The organism is Paraburkholderia ribeironis, assembly GCF_900019265.1.
Lineage (GTDB): Bacteria > Pseudomonadota > Gammaproteobacteria > Burkholderiales > Burkholderiaceae > Paraburkholderia > Paraburkholderia ribeironis.
Genome location: NZ_CYGX02000025.1, coordinates 19,682 through 37,439 on the forward strand (window position 1 = coordinate 19,682; position 17,758 = coordinate 37,439).

19 protein-coding genes are annotated in these 17,758 nt (G+C 63.2%); 9 read left to right on the forward strand and 10 right to left on the reverse strand.

From position 1 onward, the window contains the following. Positions 1-129: 129 nt before the first annotated feature. Complete coding sequence (locus BN2475_RS11885; protein ID WP_094779721.1) at positions 130-1,101, reverse strand: thymidylate synthase; 972 nt, start codon at positions 1,099-1,101, stop codon at positions 130-132. A gap of 394 nt (positions 1,102-1,495) precedes the next feature. Then, on the reverse strand, positions 1,496-2,890 hold the full coding sequence (locus BN2475_RS11890; RefSeq protein WP_094779722.1) for a sigma-54 dependent transcriptional regulator: 1,395 nt from the start codon (positions 2,888-2,890) through the stop codon (positions 1,496-1,498). Positions 2,891-3,426: 536 nt separating this feature from the next. On the opposite strand from BN2475_RS11890, the gene BN2475_RS11895 reads away from it, so the two are divergent. Together BN2475_RS11895 and BN2475_RS11900 are read left to right on the forward strand one after the other, a co-directional pair. Beyond that, positions 3,427-3,825: a hypothetical protein gene (locus BN2475_RS11895; RefSeq protein WP_094779723.1), complete on the forward strand. Its 399-nt coding sequence runs from the start codon at positions 3,427-3,429 to the stop codon at positions 3,823-3,825. 230 nt (positions 3,826-4,055) lie between these two features. Then, positions 4,056-4,586, forward strand: coding sequence for a dihydrofolate reductase (locus BN2475_RS11900; protein WP_094779724.1), 531 nt, complete (start codon positions 4,056-4,058; stop codon positions 4,584-4,586). 195 nt (positions 4,587-4,781) lie between these two features. On the opposite strand, the gene pmbA is transcribed toward BN2475_RS11900, so the two are convergent. Beyond that, complete coding sequence (gene pmbA / locus BN2475_RS11905) at positions 4,782-6,152, reverse strand: metalloprotease PmbA (RefSeq protein ID WP_094779725.1); 1,371 nt, start codon at positions 6,150-6,152, stop codon at positions 4,782-4,784. Between the two features lie 266 nt (positions 6,153-6,418). Between pmbA and yjgA the strand changes: the two genes are divergently transcribed. Then, positions 6,419-7,030, forward strand: a complete 612-nt coding sequence (gene yjgA, locus BN2475_RS11910; RefSeq protein ID WP_094779860.1) for a ribosome biogenesis factor YjgA — start codon at positions 6,419-6,421, stop codon at positions 7,028-7,030. After that, entirely contained in the window at positions 7,011-7,727 is a 717-nt protein-coding gene (gene mog / locus BN2475_RS11915; protein WP_245841287.1) for a molybdopterin adenylyltransferase, read from the forward strand. The genes yjgA and mog overlap by 20 nt, the downstream gene beginning before the upstream one ends. Positions 7,728-7,753: 26 nt before the next feature. Here the strand turns inward: mog and orn are convergent, their stop codons facing one another. Next, the gene (gene orn, locus BN2475_RS11920) at positions 7,754-8,377 is read right to left on the reverse strand and encodes an oligoribonuclease (protein WP_094779726.1); all 624 of its coding nucleotides are present in this window, start codon (positions 8,375-8,377) and stop codon (positions 7,754-7,756) included. Positions 8,378-8,523: 146 nt separating this feature from the next. On the opposite strand from orn, the gene BN2475_RS11925 reads away from it, so the two are divergent. From BN2475_RS11925 to BN2475_RS11935, 3 genes are read left to right on the forward strand one after another with little or no spacing between them, the layout of a single operon-like run. Then, positions 8,524-9,783 carry a M48 family metallopeptidase gene (locus BN2475_RS11925; RefSeq protein ID WP_094779727.1) on the forward strand — a complete coding sequence of 420 codons (1,260 nt, stop codon included), beginning with the start codon at positions 8,524-8,526 and terminating at the stop codon, positions 9,781-9,783. Continuing rightward, positions 9,780-10,745, forward strand: coding sequence for a ribosome small subunit-dependent GTPase A (gene rsgA / locus BN2475_RS11930; RefSeq protein ID WP_094779728.1), 966 nt, complete (start codon positions 9,780-9,782; stop codon positions 10,743-10,745). The genes BN2475_RS11925 and rsgA overlap by 4 nt, the downstream gene beginning before the upstream one ends. Before the next feature lies 1 nt (position 10,746). After that, positions 10,747-11,067 (forward strand): putative signal transducing protein, encoded by a 321-nt coding sequence (locus tag BN2475_RS11935; protein ID WP_094779729.1) that lies wholly within the window; start codon positions 10,747-10,749, stop codon positions 11,065-11,067. A gap of 237 nt (positions 11,068-11,304) precedes the next feature. Here the strand turns inward: BN2475_RS11935 and BN2475_RS11940 are convergent, their stop codons facing one another. The 6 genes from BN2475_RS11940 to rpsP all read right to left on the reverse strand — a co-directional run bounded on the left by BN2475_RS11940 (position 11,305) and on the right by rpsP (position 15,600). Beyond that, a complete protein-coding gene (locus tag BN2475_RS11940) occupies positions 11,305-12,243 on the reverse strand; it encodes a CobD/CbiB family protein (RefSeq protein WP_094779730.1) in 939 nt (312 codons plus the stop codon). A gap of 115 nt (positions 12,244-12,358) precedes the next feature. Continuing rightward, the gene (locus tag BN2475_RS11945) at positions 12,359-13,090 is read right to left on the reverse strand and encodes a CoA pyrophosphatase (protein ID WP_094779731.1); all 732 of its coding nucleotides are present in this window, start codon (positions 13,088-13,090) and stop codon (positions 12,359-12,361) included. A 93-nt stretch (positions 13,091-13,183) separates the two neighbouring features. Beyond that, positions 13,184-13,570, reverse strand: a complete 387-nt coding sequence (gene rplS / locus BN2475_RS11950; RefSeq protein ID WP_094779732.1) for a 50S ribosomal protein L19 — start codon at positions 13,568-13,570, stop codon at positions 13,184-13,186. Positions 13,571-13,706: 136 nt separating this feature from the next. Next, on the reverse strand, positions 13,707-14,474 hold the full coding sequence (gene trmD, locus BN2475_RS11955) for a tRNA (guanosine(37)-N1)-methyltransferase TrmD (RefSeq protein WP_094779733.1): 768 nt from the start codon (positions 14,472-14,474) through the stop codon (positions 13,707-13,709). A 25-nt stretch (positions 14,475-14,499) separates the two neighbouring features. Further along, positions 14,500-15,225, reverse strand: coding sequence for a ribosome maturation factor RimM (gene rimM / locus BN2475_RS11960; protein WP_094779734.1), 726 nt, complete (start codon positions 15,223-15,225; stop codon positions 14,500-14,502). A gap of 120 nt (positions 15,226-15,345) precedes the next feature. Then, positions 15,346-15,600: a 30S ribosomal protein S16 gene (gene rpsP, locus BN2475_RS11965; RefSeq protein ID WP_025600315.1), complete on the reverse strand. Its 255-nt coding sequence runs from the start codon at positions 15,598-15,600 to the stop codon at positions 15,346-15,348. Positions 15,601-15,928: 328 nt separating this feature from the next. Between rpsP and BN2475_RS11970 the strand changes: the two genes are divergently transcribed. Continuing rightward, complete coding sequence (locus tag BN2475_RS11970; RefSeq protein ID WP_094779862.1) at positions 15,929-17,029, forward strand: PQQ-dependent sugar dehydrogenase; 1,101 nt, start codon at positions 15,929-15,931, stop codon at positions 17,027-17,029. A 261-nt stretch (positions 17,030-17,290) separates the two neighbouring features. Further along, positions 17,291-17,758 (forward strand): NINE protein, encoded by a 468-nt coding sequence (locus tag BN2475_RS11975; protein ID WP_094779735.1) that lies wholly within the window; start codon positions 17,291-17,293, stop codon positions 17,756-17,758.

Consider the following 17,758-nt stretch of genomic DNA (forward strand, 5'->3'; position numbering starts at 1 on the left):
GCGCGGCATATCCGAGCGCCCTCCCCTGGTTTGCCAATCGATGTAACCCGCTGCAGCATGAAAAAAACCCGCGTTCTCGCGAACGCGGGTTTTTCTTTCGAGCCGGCAAGGCGGCCCGCCGATGCGCGCTCAGATAGCCATAGGCGCCGTCAGCGGCTCGTGATGCCGGTAGCCGACCAGCGAGAAATCCGCAGGCTCGATCTTCTCTAGCCATTCCGGTTCGTACACGCCGGTTTTCGCGTAGTCCGGCACGCGGTCCGAGATGGCCAGAGTCGGGCTCGCGTACGGCTCGCGCGTCAGCTGCTGCTGCAGCATATCGAGCTGATTCTCGTAGATATGCGCATCGCCGATGAAGTATGTGAACCAGCGCGGCGTATAGCCCGTCAGCCGTCCGACCAGATGCAGCAACGCGGCGCCTTCGGTCAGATTGAACGGCGTACCGAGGCCGACGTCGTTGCTGCGAATGTAGAGGCACAGCGAGATTTCGCGGCGTGCCACGTTCGGCAGGAACTGGTAAAGCAGATGGCAAGCAGGCAACGCAATCTGATCCAGCACCGCCGGGTTCCACGCATGAAACAGGATGCGCCGGTCGGCGGGATTCTGCATGATCGTGTCCAGGCACTGGCGCAATTGATCGATTGCCTTGTAGAGCAGCACTTTGGAGCTGCCGTTTTCCTCGAAACGGGTCACCACCTGGAAGCCGCGCGCAGCCGCGTCGGCCAGCTGCGCACTCGCGCTCTCGTCCAGCACCTTGTACGCCGGCCACTGACGCCATTGCACGCCGTACACGTCGCCGAGATCGTCCGGTCCCTGCCGATATGGATTGGCAAGCCATTGCGGATTCTGATTGGCGTTCGCATCCCACACCTTGCAGCCGAGGTCGCGAAAATCCGCGGCACTGCGCGACGCACGCAGAAACCCGACCAGTTCGCCCACCGCCGACTTGAACGCGAGCTTTTTCGTCGTGACCGCGGGAAAGCCTTGCTGCAGATCGAAGCGCAACATCGCGCCCGGCATGCTGATGGTGCGGATGCCGGTGCGGTTTTCCTGCCACGTGCCGGTGTCGAGAATCGTGCGGACGAGGTCGAGGTATTGTTTCATGCGGGGTCCTTCGACGAGGCGCGACCGCAATCGATGCGCGCGCCACGGAGATTGAGAGGAAAACCCGATTTTAACAAGCGCAGTCGAGCGGCGCCTGGTCGGGGTATGCCGCGGTGCAAATATCAGGGGAATGTCGTGGCGAACGGAGGGCGTGGTGGCTATCGCCCGGTGCCATGGGCCAAGGCTCGCCGCGAGTGCGAGCTTCACCACGATACGTGATGGGCCTGATTGCGAGAGCTGGTTTTTGGACCTCGTTGCGCAGCCCGTCGGAGTGCGGTCGGGGCAAGCTGGAGGCTCTCGCCGTAAAGCTCGCTCCGTCACGAGCGCTCGCGTGACGCCCGCTGCCACCCGGCAAACAACTGGCAAACAACTGGCAGCGGACGGATCACACGCGTTAGAGATGCGGCACCGAAGCCGGCAAATCGCCATGCGGCGCGGCCAGCTGCTCGCCCTCCATGTGACGCATGCCGTGCGAACACAGCAGCCGGTACAGCGTCACGCGCGAGATGCCGAGTTCCTGCGCGGCGTCGCCGAGCCGCCCGCGATGGCGCAAAAGCGCCAGCTCGATCGCCTGCCGTTCAGCTGCTTCGCGCGCTTGCGCGAGCGACACCGGCACGATCTCGACATACTCGGCCAGCTCGAGATCACGCGCGGTGATCGCGCGGCCCTCCGACATCACGATTGCGCGCCGCACCCGGTTGATCAGTTCACGCACATTGCCCGGCCAGCCGTAGTTATGCAACGCGGCGATCGCATCGGGCGCGAAGCCGCGCAAGCGGCGGCTCGCATCTTTCTTGAAACGTTCCAGCATGTGGCGCGCGAGCAGTTCGATATCCTTGCCCCGCGCACGCAGCGGCGGTTCGTCGATCTGCAGCACACACAACCGGTGATAGAGGTCGGAACGAAACCGTCCTTCGATCATCGCAGCGGTCATGTCCACGTGAGTCGCCGAAATGATCCGCACGTCCACGTCGATCGCGCTGTGTCCGCCCAGCCGCTCGACCTTGCGCTCCTGCAGAAAACGCAGCAGGCTCGCCTGGCTTTCGAGCGGCAGGTCGCCGATTTCGTCCAGAAAGAGCGTGCCGCCGTTGGCCGCTTCCACCCGGCCGATCTTGCGCTGATTGGCACCGGTGAATGCGCCGCGCTCATAGCCGAATAGTTCGGATTGCAGAAGGTGCGGCGGGATCGCGCCGCAGTTGATCGGCACAAAGGGCGCATTGCGCCGCGCCGAGCGCTCGTGAATCGCGACCGCGGTCAACTCCTTGCCCGTGCCTGATTCGCCTGAGATGAACACCGGCGCGTCGGTCATCGCCACTTTGCGGATCGAACGGAACAGCGCCAGCATCGCGTCGCACGAGCCGACCATTTCGCCTTCCGCGCCCTGCGATCCGTCGTTCGAAGCCGGCTCGCCAAGCGAGATCATGCCGTATGCGTGCCCGACAGAATCGACGATGCGGTCGCCCGAATACGGAACCGTCACATAATCGAAACAATAGTCGCGCACGAGCCGTCGCAAGCCGGCGTCCTGCAGCTGCCCCGGCATGGTGGCGGCCACCCAGCCGACGTTGGGCATGGTCAGACAGGACTCGAAAGCGGCGATTTCATGCGGCTGGAAATCGCTGGAGAGATCGAGCAGGCCGCCCGCTGCCATTCCGGCGCGAACCGCCCGACGCACATCGCGCGCCGATCCCACGACTTCGACGTGCCAGCCACGTTGATGAAAACGCGTATTCAGCTCCGCGCTCGGATCGCGCGAAACATAAATCAGTTGCCGCGTTGCGGATTCCATTATTCAGATCCTCTCGTCAACGAACGTTAAGGATGACGCACGCACCTGAACTGCGATTCAGACACGCTGACTCGTCCGGGATTCGCGATTGGCAAAAACCGAACGGCCATTCCATTCCGTGCGGACAGCTGATCCCCAAGAAAGCGGCGTGTGTGTTTGAGACGGCCTGTTAGTGGCCTTTTTTAAATCCAAAGCTCTTTTTCGAGAGCTTACTATACGCGCGCCGCTTGGAAAACAATTACGCGAATTTAATCCGGGGACCCTTTTGCCACCAAGGCGCAGCGGGCGAAAAGCATCATTAAGCCGACAAATAAAAAATTAGTCGAGGCACTTTCGCGGCGCCGCGCGGGCAGTAGTTCGTACCGCAATGATTAGCGAATTATAGGTATTTTCTGCCTGACGTTTCACGGCTGAAACACTTTTCTCCGATTTCTCGTACGTCAGCTCCGAGGTTTCGGGTCACATCCTGACGCATCAACCGATTGCGCGCGATGGCACAGGTTTCGCTAAATGCGGGTGCATGAGGGAGGTTCATCATGCGATTCTTTTGCCACATTGATCCAGGCAGCATTACCTCGAACATCGCGATTTGCGTTGCGCCCGTTCTGATCGCACTGCCTTGCGGCGTCGATGCGCACAGCGCCCAGCCGCAACCCACCACGCTAGCGCAGCCCGCCGCCGCATCCGTGAACGATCTTTCGCTCGACGTCCGAATGCTGGAGCGGCAACGCGGCGGCGGGGCCGGCATGCTGATGGTGGGAGTAACGCCCCAACTGATGCGCAGTAGTGGCGAGCATGTAACGCTTTGGGACGAGATCGCCCCGCCGTCGCCGCGGCCGATTCCGCTGCCCATTCCAATACCAATTCCGGTCGGTGCGGCGCGCGCTGCGCAAGGCAACGTCCAGGGCAATGTCGCCGTGTACCAGATAAAGTAGCGCGAACAAACTGCCGGGTGCAGCAGCGGACTATTTCGCGTGTCACGCCGTACCGGCGGATAGTTCAGCATGACTTGCGCGGACTGCGCGGCGCCAACGACAGGCCGATCCTCGCGGCCGACGATCCGGCGCGCGAGCGCCCTGTCCCGCGAGAGGCTGCAAGTGCCGCGCGGCAGCCCTCGCCGGCGTGTCAGGTAGAATCGTCCGGTTAATGTTCCTCTTTCCATTCGATGACGACGCTCACCCTGATCGTCGCTCGCGCCAATAACGGCGTGATCGGCCGCGACAACCAGTTGCCCTGGCGACTGCCCGAAGACCTCGCGTTCTTCAAGCGTACTACGATGGGCGCGCCCATCATCATGGGCCGCAAGACGCATGAATCGATCGGCCGGCCGTTGCCGGGACGCCGCAACATCGTCGTGACACGTGATGTCACTCGGCGATTCCAGGGCTGCGACGCCGCCACGACCCTCGAGGACGCGCTGCGGCTCGCCGCCCAGGACCAGGCGCCGGAGGCGTTTCTGATCGGCGGCGCACAGTTGTACGTGGAAGGGCTGCGCCAGGCGGACAAGCTGATCATCACCGAGATTTCCGCCGACTTCGAGGGCGACGTCACGTTCCCCAAGATCGATGAAAACGAGTGGGAAGAAGTCGCGCACGAAACGCATCGCGCGGATGCGCCGAACGACTTCGATTACGCGTTCGTCACGTACCAACGCAAGCGGGTCAGAGCGAGGCTGAGCACGCGGCGCCGGGGCTGAAGGAAGGGCCGGTTGGGGCCGGCCGCGTAGTTGGCACCTAGTTGCCGCGTAGTTGCCAGGTTATAGCCGGGTTATGGCCGGTCACAGTCGCGAGCCGCACCGCGCCCAAGAAAAAACGCCACGCAATGACTTGCGTGGCGTTTTCATATGCGCCGGCGTAACGCGATTGCGAGCATCGCGCGCCGCTGGACTGGCTTACTGTCCCGCGATCGTCATCCGTTCGATCAACACCGAGCCGGTTTGCTTGGTGCCGCGCGTGATCGTATCCGCGCCAATCGCGACGATATGGCGGAACATCTCCTGCAGCGTGCTCGCCACGGTGATTTCCTCGACCGGATACTGGATCTTGCCGTTCTCGACCCAGAAGCCCGACGCGCCGCGCGAATAATCGCCCGTCACGTAGTTCACGCCCTGCCCCATCAGTTCGGTCAGCAGCAGGCCGGTGCCGAGCTTCTTCAACATGGCTTCGAAGTCGTCCTCGGGACGCGTGTTCGTACTGCGGAACGACAGGTTATGCGAGCCACCCGCGTTGCCCGTGGTCTGCATGCCGAGCTTGCGCGCGGAGTAAGTGGACAGAAAATAGCCTTCCACCACGCCGTCTTTCACCACTGAACGCTGCCTCGTGCGCACGCCTTCTTCGTCGAACGGCGCGCTGCCCATCGCGCGTGCCACGTGCGGATCCTCGACCACCTGCACGTGCGGCGCGAACACCGGCTTGCCAAGGCTGTCGACGAGAAACGACGTCTTGCGGTATAGCGCGCCGCCGCTCGTGGCCTGCACGAACGCGCCGAGCAGCCCCGCTGCGAGCGGCGCTTCGAACAGCACCGGCACCTTGCGCGTATCGAGGCCTCGGGCGCCGATGCGCGCGAGTGCGCGTTGCGCCGCATAACGGCCCACCGCTTCCGGGTCGGCCAGTTCCGTGGCGCTGCGCGTCGAGGTGTACCAGTCGTCGCGTTGCATGTTGCGGGCACTGCCAGCGATCGGCGCGCATGCGATGTAGTGGCGCGAATACGGGTACCCCGCGAGGAAGCCGCGCGACGTGGCCAGCACGAACTGCGAGTGCTGCGCCGAGACGCTGGCGCCTTCCGAGTTCTTGATCTGCGGATCGGTCGCGAACGCGGCGTCTTCGGCGCGGCGAGCGATGCTCACTGCTTCGTCGGCGGACAGATTCCACGGGTGATAGAGATCGAGATCGCGCGGCGCGGTTTCGAGCAATTCGGCTTCGGCGAGCCCGGCGCAGTCGTCTTCGGCGGTGAAGCGGGCGATGTTGTAGGCCGCCGCCACCGTGTCCTTCAGCGCTTGCGACGAAAAATCCGAGGTGCTCGCGTTGCCGCGCTTGTTGCCGATGAACACCGTCACGCCGACCATCTTGTCGCGATTGTGTTCGATCGTCTCGACTTCGCCGCGCCGCACGGAGACGGACAGGCCGTCGCCCTCAGAAATCTCGGTTGCCGCGTCGGTGCCGCCGAGCGACTTCGCGTGACGAAGGATGTCCGAGGCGATTTCCTTCAGTTCATCCTGGGTATGCGGAAAAAAGCGCTGCTTGACGTCCATGTCTGCTGCCATTGTCGTTGCCGTCCTGTTCGGGGCCGAGCGGCCCTGGGTGTTCGCACCTGTCGCGCATCTGCGTGCGCACGTGCGGATTGCGCATTCCCGCGATCATAGCAAGGTACGCGCCGCCGTACCTGGCATTTGCCAACCGTCGCGGCGGGCTCCGGCGATGTCCTGCAGCATGACCCGCGCGTGCCGGCCCGGCACCGCTTCGCAGGACGCGAGGCGGCGTGCTCTGGCGCACCGGCGGTGCGGCGGGCGCGGCACGCTACAATACCGGCATGACACGCAAAACCCGCATTCAACCGATCGAATCCGCCGTGCCGGAAGTCGACGAAAACGGCTACGACCGTCCCAGCAAGTCCCAGCTCAAGCGCGAAATGCACGCACTGCAGGAGCTGGGCGCGGCGCTGATCGCGCTGCCCAAAGACGCACTCAAGCGCATGCCGATGCCCGAAAAGCTCGACGAAGCCGTGCGCGAGGCGCGCCGCATCACCGATCACGAAGGCAAGCGCCGCCAGCTGCAATACGTCGGCCGCGTGATGCGCTCGCTGCTCGACGAGGAAACCGCCGCGCTGCGCACCGCGCTCGATACCTACAACGGCGTCAACAAGACGGAAACGGCCAGACTTCACTGGATCGAGCGCACCCGCGAGAAACTGCTCGCCGACGACACCGCGCTGACCGACTTCATCCACCAGCACCCGAGCGCCGACCCGCAGCAAGGCCGCACGCTGATCCGCAATGCCCGCAAGGAAGCGCAGCAAGGCAAGCCGCCGCGCTACTTCCGCGAACTGTTCCAGTGGATCAAGAACGCGGATAGCCCGTCCGCGCAGAGCGATGCCGATGCCGACAACGCCCCGGAGCACGACGATGACGACCCCGACGCCTAATCAGGCAAATGCGCAGGCAAACGCGCAGGCAAATGAGCAGGCACCTAAGCAGGCAAATGAGCACGCACAAAGGCAGCCCCGCAAGCACCCCGACGAGATCGTGATCGGCCTTGTGTCGATCAGCGACCGGGCCGCCACGGGCGTGTACGAAGACAAGGGTATTCCGGCGTTGCAGGAGTGGCTCGGTGCGGCGCTGAGCTCACCGTGGCAGGTGGTCACGCGGCTGATTCAGGACGACGCGCCCACCATTTCGGCGACGCTGATCGAACTGGTCGACGAGGTAGGCTGCGATCTGGTGCTGACCACCGGCGGCACCGGCCCGGCGCGCCGCGACGTGACGCCCGAGGCGACGCTTGCGGTCGCAACCAAAGACATGCCGGGCTTCGGCGAGCAGATGCGGCAGATCAGCCTGAATTTCGTGCCGACCGCGATCCTCTCTCGCCAAGTGGCGGTGATCCGCGAAACGGCGGCACACGCGGCGCTGATCATCAATCTGCCGGGTCAGCCGAAGTCGATCAAGGAAACGCTGGAAGGTCTGCGTGAGGCCGATCCGGGCGGCACGGTGAAGGTGCCCGGAATTTTCGCGGCGGTGCCCTATTGCATCGACCTGATCGGCGGGCCGTATGTGGAAACCAATGCCGAGGTGGTCAAGGCGTTCCGGCCGAAGAGCGCGCAGCGCGCGCCCCGCCCGGCCTAGTTGCTGGTTCGGCGCTGATTCGGTGCTTATTCCACACTCGTTTCCGCGCTGGCCGACGCATCCGGTGCCGACGGAATCAGGAAGTGCTCACGGTAGTACTTCAGTTCGTCGATCGATTCATGGATGTCCGCCAGCGCCGTGTGCATCGCGCGCTTCTGGAAACCCTTGTAGACAGTCGGCTGCCAGCGGCGACACAGTTCCTTCAGCGTGCTCACGTCGAGGTTGCGGTAATGGAAGAAACGCTCCAGATCCGGCATCCAACGCGCCATGAAGCGGCGATCCTGGCAGATCGAGTTGCCGCACATCGGCGATTTGCCGGGCGGCACGTACTGCGCGAGAAAATCGCGGATCAGTTCGGTGGCATCGGCTTCGCTGACCGTGGACGCCTTCACGCGGCCGATCAGGCCCGAGCGGCCATGCGTGTTCTGATTCCACTGATCCATCTTCGCCAGCGTCTCGTCGCTCTGGTGAATCGCCAGCACCGGACCTTCGACCATCCTGTCGAGCGTCGAATTGGTCACCACCACCGCGATTTCGATGATGCGGTCGGAGTCCGGCTCGAGCCCGGTCATTTCCATGTCGAGCCAGACGAGATTCATGTCGCTGCGCACGAGCGGCGGCGTTTCGGTGGAGGCGAGGATGTCAGTCATGAAGGCAACCCTGATGGCCGGACCGACGGCTTCGCTGGAAGCCCGCCTGCCGCAGCGCTGGTTCGTTTGAGATTGGTTTGAGCGTGGCCCCGCCGCGAGGCGGGAAGAAACATATAATTCTCGCATAGATACCACGGAATCCCCGGATGCCTACTCTGTACTTCACTGTTCTGTTCGTCGTCGCCGTCGTGGCGATGGTCGGTACCAAACTCTGGCTAGCGTCGCGGCAGATCCGCTTCGTTTCCGGCCACCGCGAGCAGGTGCCGAGCCAGTTCGCCGACACCATCGCACTGAGCGCGCACCAGCGCGCCGCCGATTACACCGTCGCACGCACGCGCCTCACGATGATCGAGATCGTCGTCGGCGCAGCCGTGCTGATCGGCCTCACGTTGCTAGGCGGCGTGCAGGCGCTCGATCTGGCGATCTCCGACTGGCTCGGCCGCGGCTACGCCGGCCAGATCGCGCTGGTCGCCGCGGTGATCGCGATCACCAGTGCGATCGATCTGCCATTCGAGTACTACCGGCAGTTCGTGATCGAACAGCGCTTTGGCTTCAACCGGATGAGCAAGCGCATCTTCTTCGTCGACCGTCTCAAGGCTGCGCTGCTCGGCGTCGCATTCGGCCTGCCGCTGCTGTTCGTGGTGCTGTGGCTGATGAACCAGGCCGGCAGTCTCTGGTGGCTGTGGACATGGATCGTCTGGGTGGTGTTCCAGATGCTCGTGCTGGTGCTGTATCCGTCGTTCATCGCGCCGCTCTTCAACAAGTTCGAACCGCTCAAGGACGAGGCGCTGAAAACCCGCATCGAAGCGCTGATGCGGCGCTGCGGCTTCGCCGCCAAGGGTCTCTTCGTGATGGACGGCAGCCGCCGTTCGGCGCACGGCAACGCGTACTTCACCGGCTTCGGCGCGGCCAAGCGGATCGTGTTCTTCGACACGCTGCTTGCGCGCCTGTCGGGCAGCGAGATCGAAGCCGTGCTCGCGCATGAACTCGGCCACTTCAAGCGCCGTCATGTGATCAAACGGATGCTCGTCACCTTCGCGATCAGCCTCGCGATGCTCGCGCTGCTCGGCTGGCTCTCGCAATGCGTGTGGTTCTACGAAGGGCTGGGCGTGCGGCCGTCGCTGATCGGCGGCAATAGCGGTCTCGCGCTGGTGCTGTTCTTCCTCGCGCTGCCGGTGTTTCTGTTCTTCGTCACGCCGCTTGGCAGCCTCACCTCGCGCAAACACGAGTTCGAAGCCGACGCGTTCGCCGCAACGCAAACCGATGCGCAAGACCTCGTCAACGCGCTCGTCAAGCTGTACGAGGACAACGCATCGACGCTGACGCCCGATCCGCTCTACACCGCGTTCTACTATTCGCATCCGCCGGCGTCACAGCGGATCGATCGTTTGCTGCGGCACGCATGAGCAGCCGCGCCCCGAAAGTATCGCGCGCACCGGCCGCCACGCGCGTGGGCGGCCTCGTGGTGGCCGCGCATGGCCGCCACTATCTGGTCGCGCCCGAACACGGCGGACCAATGCTCCAGTGCTTCCCGCGCGGCAAGCGCAGCGAAGTCGCGGTGGGCGATCGCGTGATGTACGAGCCGACTTCGGCCGATCAAGGCGTGATCGTGGAGATCGGCGAGCGGCGCAATCTGCTGTATCGCTCGGATCAGTACAAGTCGAAGCTGTTCGCCGCCAATCTCGATCAACTGCTGATCGTGCTCGCCACCGAGCCGCATTTCAGCGAAGACCTGCTCGGCCGCGCGCTCGTCGCGGCCGAAGCGAACGAGCTGAAGCCGTTGATCGTGCTGAACAAGACCGACGTCACCGACGCGCTCGACGGCGCGCGCAAGCGGCTCGAACCGTATCGCGCGCTGGGTTATGCGGTCGTCGAGATGTCGATCAGGACCCAGCCCGAGGCTGCGCGCGCCGCTTTGATCGATCATCTGCACGCACACGCGACGCTGCTGCTCGGCCAGTCCGGCATGGGCAAGTCGACGCTCGTGAACCTGCTGATTCCGGATGCCGAAGTCGCCACGCGCGAAATCTCGACCGCGTTGAACAGCGGGCGTCACACGACGACCTTCACACGGCTCTATCCGCTGCCGGACAACCCCGCTGCCGCAGACGGCCAAGGCAGCGGCGGCGCGTTGATCGACTCGCCGGGCTTTCAGGAGTTCGGCCTGCATCACCTCACCGAGGGCCGGCTCGAGCGCGCGTTTCCCGAGTTCCGGCCGCTGCTGCCGAACTGCCGCTTCTACAACTGCCATCACTTGCACGAGCCGGGCTGCGCGATTCTCGAAGCGGTCGCCGATGGGCGCATCCGTCGTGAACGGCATGCACTGTATGCGCAACTCGTGCACGAAGCCAGCCAGATCGTGCGCTGACATGAAACTGATGCGCGCACCGAACCTGATCACGGGACAGCATTGGGTCAACCTGCTGGAGACCGCGGGCATTGCCTGCGAGTTGCACAACCGCTATCTGAACGGCGCGCTTGGCGATATTCCGGCCGATCAGTGCGCGCCCGAATTGTGGCTCGTCGATGAACGCGACGAGGCGATGGCCCGACGTTTGATCGATGCGGCTTCGCAGGGACCGGCGGCGGGCTCGCCTGGCTGGCAATGCCGCCAGTGCGGCGAACAGCTCGAAGCGCAGTTCACGGTGTGCTGGCAATGCGGGACGGCGCGTGATCCGCTGGACGGATGAGGTGGCGCAGAGCGGGCCGACGATCGACGGCGAAATCGTGTCATTCGGACAGTAAAAAGCCAGGCAATGCCTCAAGTAGGCGCAGATCATCGGCCAGCATGGCGATGAAAGTTAACATCGCCGCGCCCCGTTTACAACCCTTGCTCGCAACCAAACAAAAATGCCGTTCAGTTGCTTAACTGAACGGCATTAAGGCAATGCCTGGCTTTTTTCATGCGCTGCGCTGGCGTGCCGGTATCAGGCGAGCCACACCGCGATGGTCAGCATCAACAGCAGAATCATCCACAGCACCACCGCGCGCCACACCAGACCCACCGCCGATTGCAGCGTGCGCGGCGTGCAATCGTCGCCGACCTGCAGCGGGCCACCGTCGCCGGTGGCGAGCGCGTCGAGGCTCGACGGTTCGGCAAGCGGCCCGCTCAAACGCGCGCCGAGTGCCCCGCTGCCCGCGGCCAGCAACACGCCGTCGTTCGCGTCAGGCCACTGACGCGCATGATTGCGCCACGCATAAATCGCGTCTTCGAAATTGCCGACGATCGCAAAGCCCAGCGACGTCAAGCGCGCCGGCACCCAGTCGATCACGAAGAACGCCTGTTGCGCGAAGCTCGAGAACGCGACGGTACGATCGTCGGCCGGACGCGCCCATGCGCGCGCCAGATATTCGGCGACCCTGTATAGCACTGCACCCGCCGGCCCCACCGGAATCAGGAACCAGAAGAACACGCCGAATACATGGCGGTGCGACGCGACCACCGCGTGAATCAGCGTGTGACGGACGATCTCGCTGACCGGCATGTCGATGGTCTCGAGCCCGGTCCATTCATTCAGAATTTCACGCGCGCGCGGCACGTCGTCGTTGTTCAACGCGAGGTGGATGTCCGTGAAGTAATGGCTGAACTGGCGGAAGCCGAGCGTGAAGTACAGCACCGCGACGTTCCACAGGAACGCCAGCGCAAAATGAATGTGATAAAGCACGTAGTAGACGAGTGCGACCGCCAATGTCCACGGCACCACCACCACGAGCCAGGCGAGCAGACCATGTTTCGGCTTGCCGGCATCGAATCCGTGCGCCGCCGACTCCGCATGGTATTGAAGCAACGCCGACACCGGATTGTTCGGTGACAGCGCGCGAACCTGTTCAATGATCAGGGCCAGCAATACGGAGAAAAAAGTCATGCGATGCGCCGTGCTTTTTGAGTTTTTACAATTGTTTTATAACGATAGCACAGGGTCGGATGCGACTGAGCGCCGACACTGACAAACACCCGATGACCGCACAGTCCGGCGCGCGTTACGCCGCGAGGAAGCGATACAGGTTGCGCAGCATCGCCGCCGTTGCGCCCCAGATGAAATGGTGGCCGCCAACCTGGCTGTCGCGATTGCGCTCGCTCTGCGCGCTCGGGTCCGCAGCTTCACTGCGCGGATACGGCATCGCGAAGAAGCGGCGCTCGCCGCCCTCAAAACGGAACACGCGCTCTTCGTGGTTTGCCGGGTCCATCAGGAAAGCGAGTGGCACTTCGAAGACTTCGGCCACTTCCAGCGTATCCATGGTCAATGCGAACGGCGGGTGCACGAGGCCGATCACCGGTGTCACGCAAAAGCCAGTGCCCGTCAGATAGTCGGGCAATGCGCCGAGAATTTCGACTCGCGACGGCGCGAGGCCGACTTCTTCCTGCGCTTCGCGCAGCGCGGTCGCGATGGCGTCGGCATCGAAGGGTTCCTGGCGGCCACCCGGAAAGCTCACCTGACCGGCGTGATCGTTCAGGTGGTCGGCACGTTGAGTGAGCAGCACGGTCAGCCCGTGCGCGCGCACCACCAGCGGCACCAGCACGGCGGCAACGCGTGGATCGGTCGTGATGGTGCGCCAAGGCGTTTCAATGAAGGGCTCGGGCGTCCAGTCAAGACGCTGCTCGAAGCGTGCGCGCAAGGCGTCGGGCGTGAGGCGCTCGCCGGCGACCGGCGGCAGATGGGCGCCCGTCGCTTCGACGGGAAGCGATTCAGGCTCAAAGACAGGGCGGATCAACGGGTCTCTCGAAATGAGCGGATAGGGGACATGCCGCTATTTTGACCTGGCAAACAAAAAAGCACCCACGAGGGGTGCTTTTTCTTACAGCATTTACGCTTGGGGAGCAGCGCGGTCTTTCGAGACCAGCTTTTCCTTGATTCGGGCCGACTTGCCCGAACGTTCGCGCAGGTAGTACAGCTTTGCACGACGCACATCGCCACGACGCTTCACGACGATGCTTGCCAGCAGCGGCGAGTACGTCTGGAACGTACGCTCGACGCCTTCGCCCGACGAAATCTTGCGGACGATGAACGACGAATTCAGACCACGGTTACGCTTGGCGATCACGACGCCTTCGTAAGCCTGAACACGCTTACGCGTGCCTTCAACCACGTTCACGCTGACGATCACCGTATCACCGGGACCGAAGTCGGGGATGGTCTTGTCGCCGAGGGCGCGGGCGATTTCTTCCTGCTCGAGTTTTGCAATCAGATTCATTACTGATCTCCTGGATCCATCTTGTCGGCGTTCGTACCTGCCTTGCGGCTACGGCCCCGATAGAGGATGGGTTCACATCTGGCGCCGTACACGCATGGACGGCACCGCCTGGTGTCTGCTCGAAAGGCCGCAGGCTTTACGCCTTCGACGCTTCCTTCGCGAGACTCGCGAGCCATGCCTCGTCGGCACGGCTCAACATCTTGTTCTTTCTGGCCTTCTCGATCAGATCGGGCCGTTTGTGCAACGTGTTGCGCAATGCTTCGCGCCGGCGCCACGCTTCGATCTCCGCATGATGGCCGCCGAGCAGCACATCGGGCACACGCACGCCATGGTATTCCTCCGGCCGCGTGTAATGCGGACAATCGAGCAGCACGTCGACAAAGCTGTCCTGCACCGCCGACTGCGAGTCGTTCAGCACGCCGGGCAACTGGCGCACGACTGCATCCATCAACGCCATCGCAGGCAACTCACCGCCCGACAGCACGAAGTCGCCAAGGCTGACTTCTTCGTCGACGACACGGTCGAGCAAACGCTGATCGATCGCCTCATAGCGTCCGCACAACAGGATCAGACCGGGTTCGGCGGCGAACTTCATGACACGGTCGTGATTCAACGTGGCGCCTTGCGGCGACATCATCACGACGCGCGACGCGCCGATGCCCTGCTCCGCCTGCGCCGCTTTCGCCGCGCAAATCGCGTCTTCCAGCGGCCTCGCCAGCATCACCATGCCGGGGCCGCCGCCGTACGGGCGATCGTCGATCGTACGGTAGTTGTCGGTGGTGAAATCACGCGGATTCCACGTACGCAACCCATAGCGCTCCTGCTTCGCGGCACGGCTGGTGATACCCCAGTCGGTCAGCGCGCGGAACATTTCTGGAAAGAGCGTGACGACATCGAACTGCATCGCTCTCTCCATTCAGCGAATGACTTTAGTAATCGGCTTCCCACTCGACGATGATCTGCTTCGCCGCCTGGTCCACCGTTTTGACAAAGACGCCGACGAACGGGATCAAGCGCTCGCCTGCGACCGGCTTGCCGTTTTTGTCGGTAGCCGGGTATTCGATACGCATGACCGAGTGCGCACCGTTGTCGATCATGTCTGCAACCTTGCCGAGGTTGACCCCGGCAATGTTCACCACATCCAGGCCGAGCAGATCGACCCAGTAGAATTCATCGGCTTTGAGGGCCGGAAATTCGCTGCGGCGGATATACACGCGGGAGCCGCGCAGTGCTTGCGCCACGTCACGGTCAGTGACGCCGCCCAGATGGGCAACCACACTGTCGCCATGCGTTTTCGCCTGCAATGACGGCGCCGACTTGCGCTCATGGCCTTTCAGCAGCCACCAGCGCTCCGCGCTCAGCAAAGCGTCGCCGCCTCGGCCGGCATCCGCATGCGCGGCGACCTTGACCCAGCCTTTGAGGCCGTAAGCGTCGACGATCGCGCCGACCTCGACCGCATCGGCCGGCCAGCTTTCCGCCGTTTCTGCGCGCATTTCTGCTACGCCGGAACCGGCTTCTGCAAGCTGGGCTTGCGCCCTGCCGGCGGCTCGTTCGACCGGCTTGCGGACGAATGCACCGAACGGCGCCTGACCAGACGTCTTTGCGCGCGGAGCTGCCTTGGCGCGCCCTGAACTACTGGAATCACGCTCAGACATATGAAAACCTCGCTGCCAGCTTCGACGTCTGCTTCAATACAACAACTCGCGCATCGAACTGCTCACGCAAGCTGCGCGAGCCGCCGGCCGAACCGACGACGATGCGCACGCGAGCTACCATTAAGCAGCCGGCTGCGCCTTTTGCGCTTCCTTCACGAGACGCTCGACGGTCGGCGACAGTTGTGCGCCAACACCTTGCCAGTACGTCAGGCGATCTTGAGCGATACGCAGTGCTTCGCCCTTCGTCGCGACCGGGTTGTAGAAGCCAACGCGCTCGATGAAGCGGCCGTCACGACGGTTACGCGAATCGGTTGCGACGATGTTGTAGAACGGGCGCTTCTTGGAGCCGCCACGAGCCAAGCGGATGATGACCATACTAGAATCCTTGAAAACCGGGGTTCGGAACAACTGAAACACGCGATTATAGCGGGAAACCGACGCCATAACAAACACTTACCGGGATAAACTGAGCGGCAGCGCTGCGCCGGCCATCTGGACAGGCGCCGTGGACCACGCTCAAACGCCCGAACTACCTGACGGAGCGCCCGTGAAACTCTTGCCGCCCAGCGCTTTTTTTCCTGCTTTTTTTCCTGCTTTTTTTCCTGCTTGTTTTCCTGCTTGTTTTCCTGCTTGTTTTCGTGCTCATTTTCGTACCTCCTTTCGCGTCTCCTCGCGGTTTCCCGGCCTTGCGCACCCAGTTCGAATCCGGGCATTGCGCTCGGTAGCGGCTGCGTGGCTCGCCGCTCAAGCCGTGTCGGCGGGTGCCGCACTACCGGTCGAGCGCATCAGACTGCCGCCGGGCTTTCGCATCGAGGTCTTGTCGGACGCCGTCCCGTCTGCCCGCGCGATGGCACTGTCGCCGAAGGGCATTCTTTACGTAGGCAGCCTCGACGGCCACGTCTACGCGCTGGAATTGCAAAACGACCGCGTGACGGCTCGCCACGTGCTCGCGTCCGGGCTAGCCATGCCGGCCGGCGTGGCGTGGCGCGATGGCGCACTGTATGTGTCGGCGGTGTCCAGGATCCTACGCTTCGATGCGATCGACGCTCACCTGAACGATCCGCCCAAGCCGGCCGTCGTGATCGACACCCTGCCCACCGAAACGCAACACGGCTGGAAATTCATCGCTTTCGGCCCGGACGGCAAGCTGTACGTGCCGCAAGGTGCGCCCTGCAATGTGTGCCTGAAAGACCGCAACCGGTTCGCGATGATCGGCCGCATGGACCCTGACGGCAATCACTATGAAGTCGTGGCGCGCGGCATACGCAATTCGGTGGGGTTCGCGTGGCATCCGCTGACGCACGAGCTGTGGTTCACCGACAACGGTCGCGACATGATGGGCGACGACGTGCCCGACGACAAGCTCAATCGCGCGCCGCGTGCCGGGATGGATTTCGGTTTTCCGTACTGCCATGGCGGCGATACGCCCGATCCGAAATTCGGCAAGGATCGTCCGTGCAGCTCATTGACGCCGCCGGTGGTCAAGCTGGGCGCGCATGTCGCAGCGCTCGGCATGCGCTTTTACGACGGTTCGATGTTTCCTGCCGCGTACCGCAATAATATTTTCATCGCCGAGCACGGTTCCTGGAATCGCAGCACGAAGGTTGGCTACCGTGTCGTGCGCGTGATCACCGAACCAAACGGCAGCAAAGCGCGTCAAGAGGTCTTTGCCGAAGGATGGCTGCAGCCCGGCGAAGCCGTCTGGGGCCGCCCCGCCGACGTACTACCGTTGCCCGACGGTTCGCTGCTGATCAGCGACGATTACGCCGGCGCGATTTATCGCGTGACGTACTCGGCGCCGTAGGCTCGACGGCGCACGCGACCGGGGTGCCGGAGTCCGGGCGCCTCGCTGCCTCCCTTCGGGCCGGCCAGCCCTCGCGCCAGCCACGCGCGAATTGCCCGTAACGCGCTCATTTTGCCAAGACCGCGCTTTGCCCTCCCCGCTTTGCCCTCCTCTTTACCCGCCGCGTGACCGTCGACGCCCGGCGGGCGTAGAATGCGCGTCGGTCCGCGCCCGATCGGCGCGCCGCTCCTTTCGACCGCCTGTCACTCTGCCCACGCCTACATGTCCACCCTTGTTTCGACTCCCACCCGCTTCAGATCCAAGACGATTACCGCCGCGCTGGCGTTCCTGCTGGGCAGCCTCGGCGCCCACCGCTTCTATCTGTTCGGCAAACGCGACATTTTCGGCTGGGCCCATCTGATCGGCACATTGATTGGCATTCCTGGCGTGATGCTGCTGGTGGCAAGCGAGCGGGCTTCGATACTCGGCTGGGTGTTGGCTTTTTTCGGCGCGGTTTCGCTGCTTTCCGCGTTTCTCGCCGCGATCGTCTATGGATTGCGCCCTGATGAAAAATGGGACGCGCAGTTCAATGCGCAGGCGCAACGCAAAAGCCGCTCCGGCTGGACGGTCATTTTCGTCGTGATCTTTTCGCTGCTGATCGGCGCATTTCTGCTAATGACCGGCCTCGCCCTCGCGTTCCAAACCTACTTCGAAAGTCAGGTGGAAGCGGCCAAAGCGATTTCGCAGTGA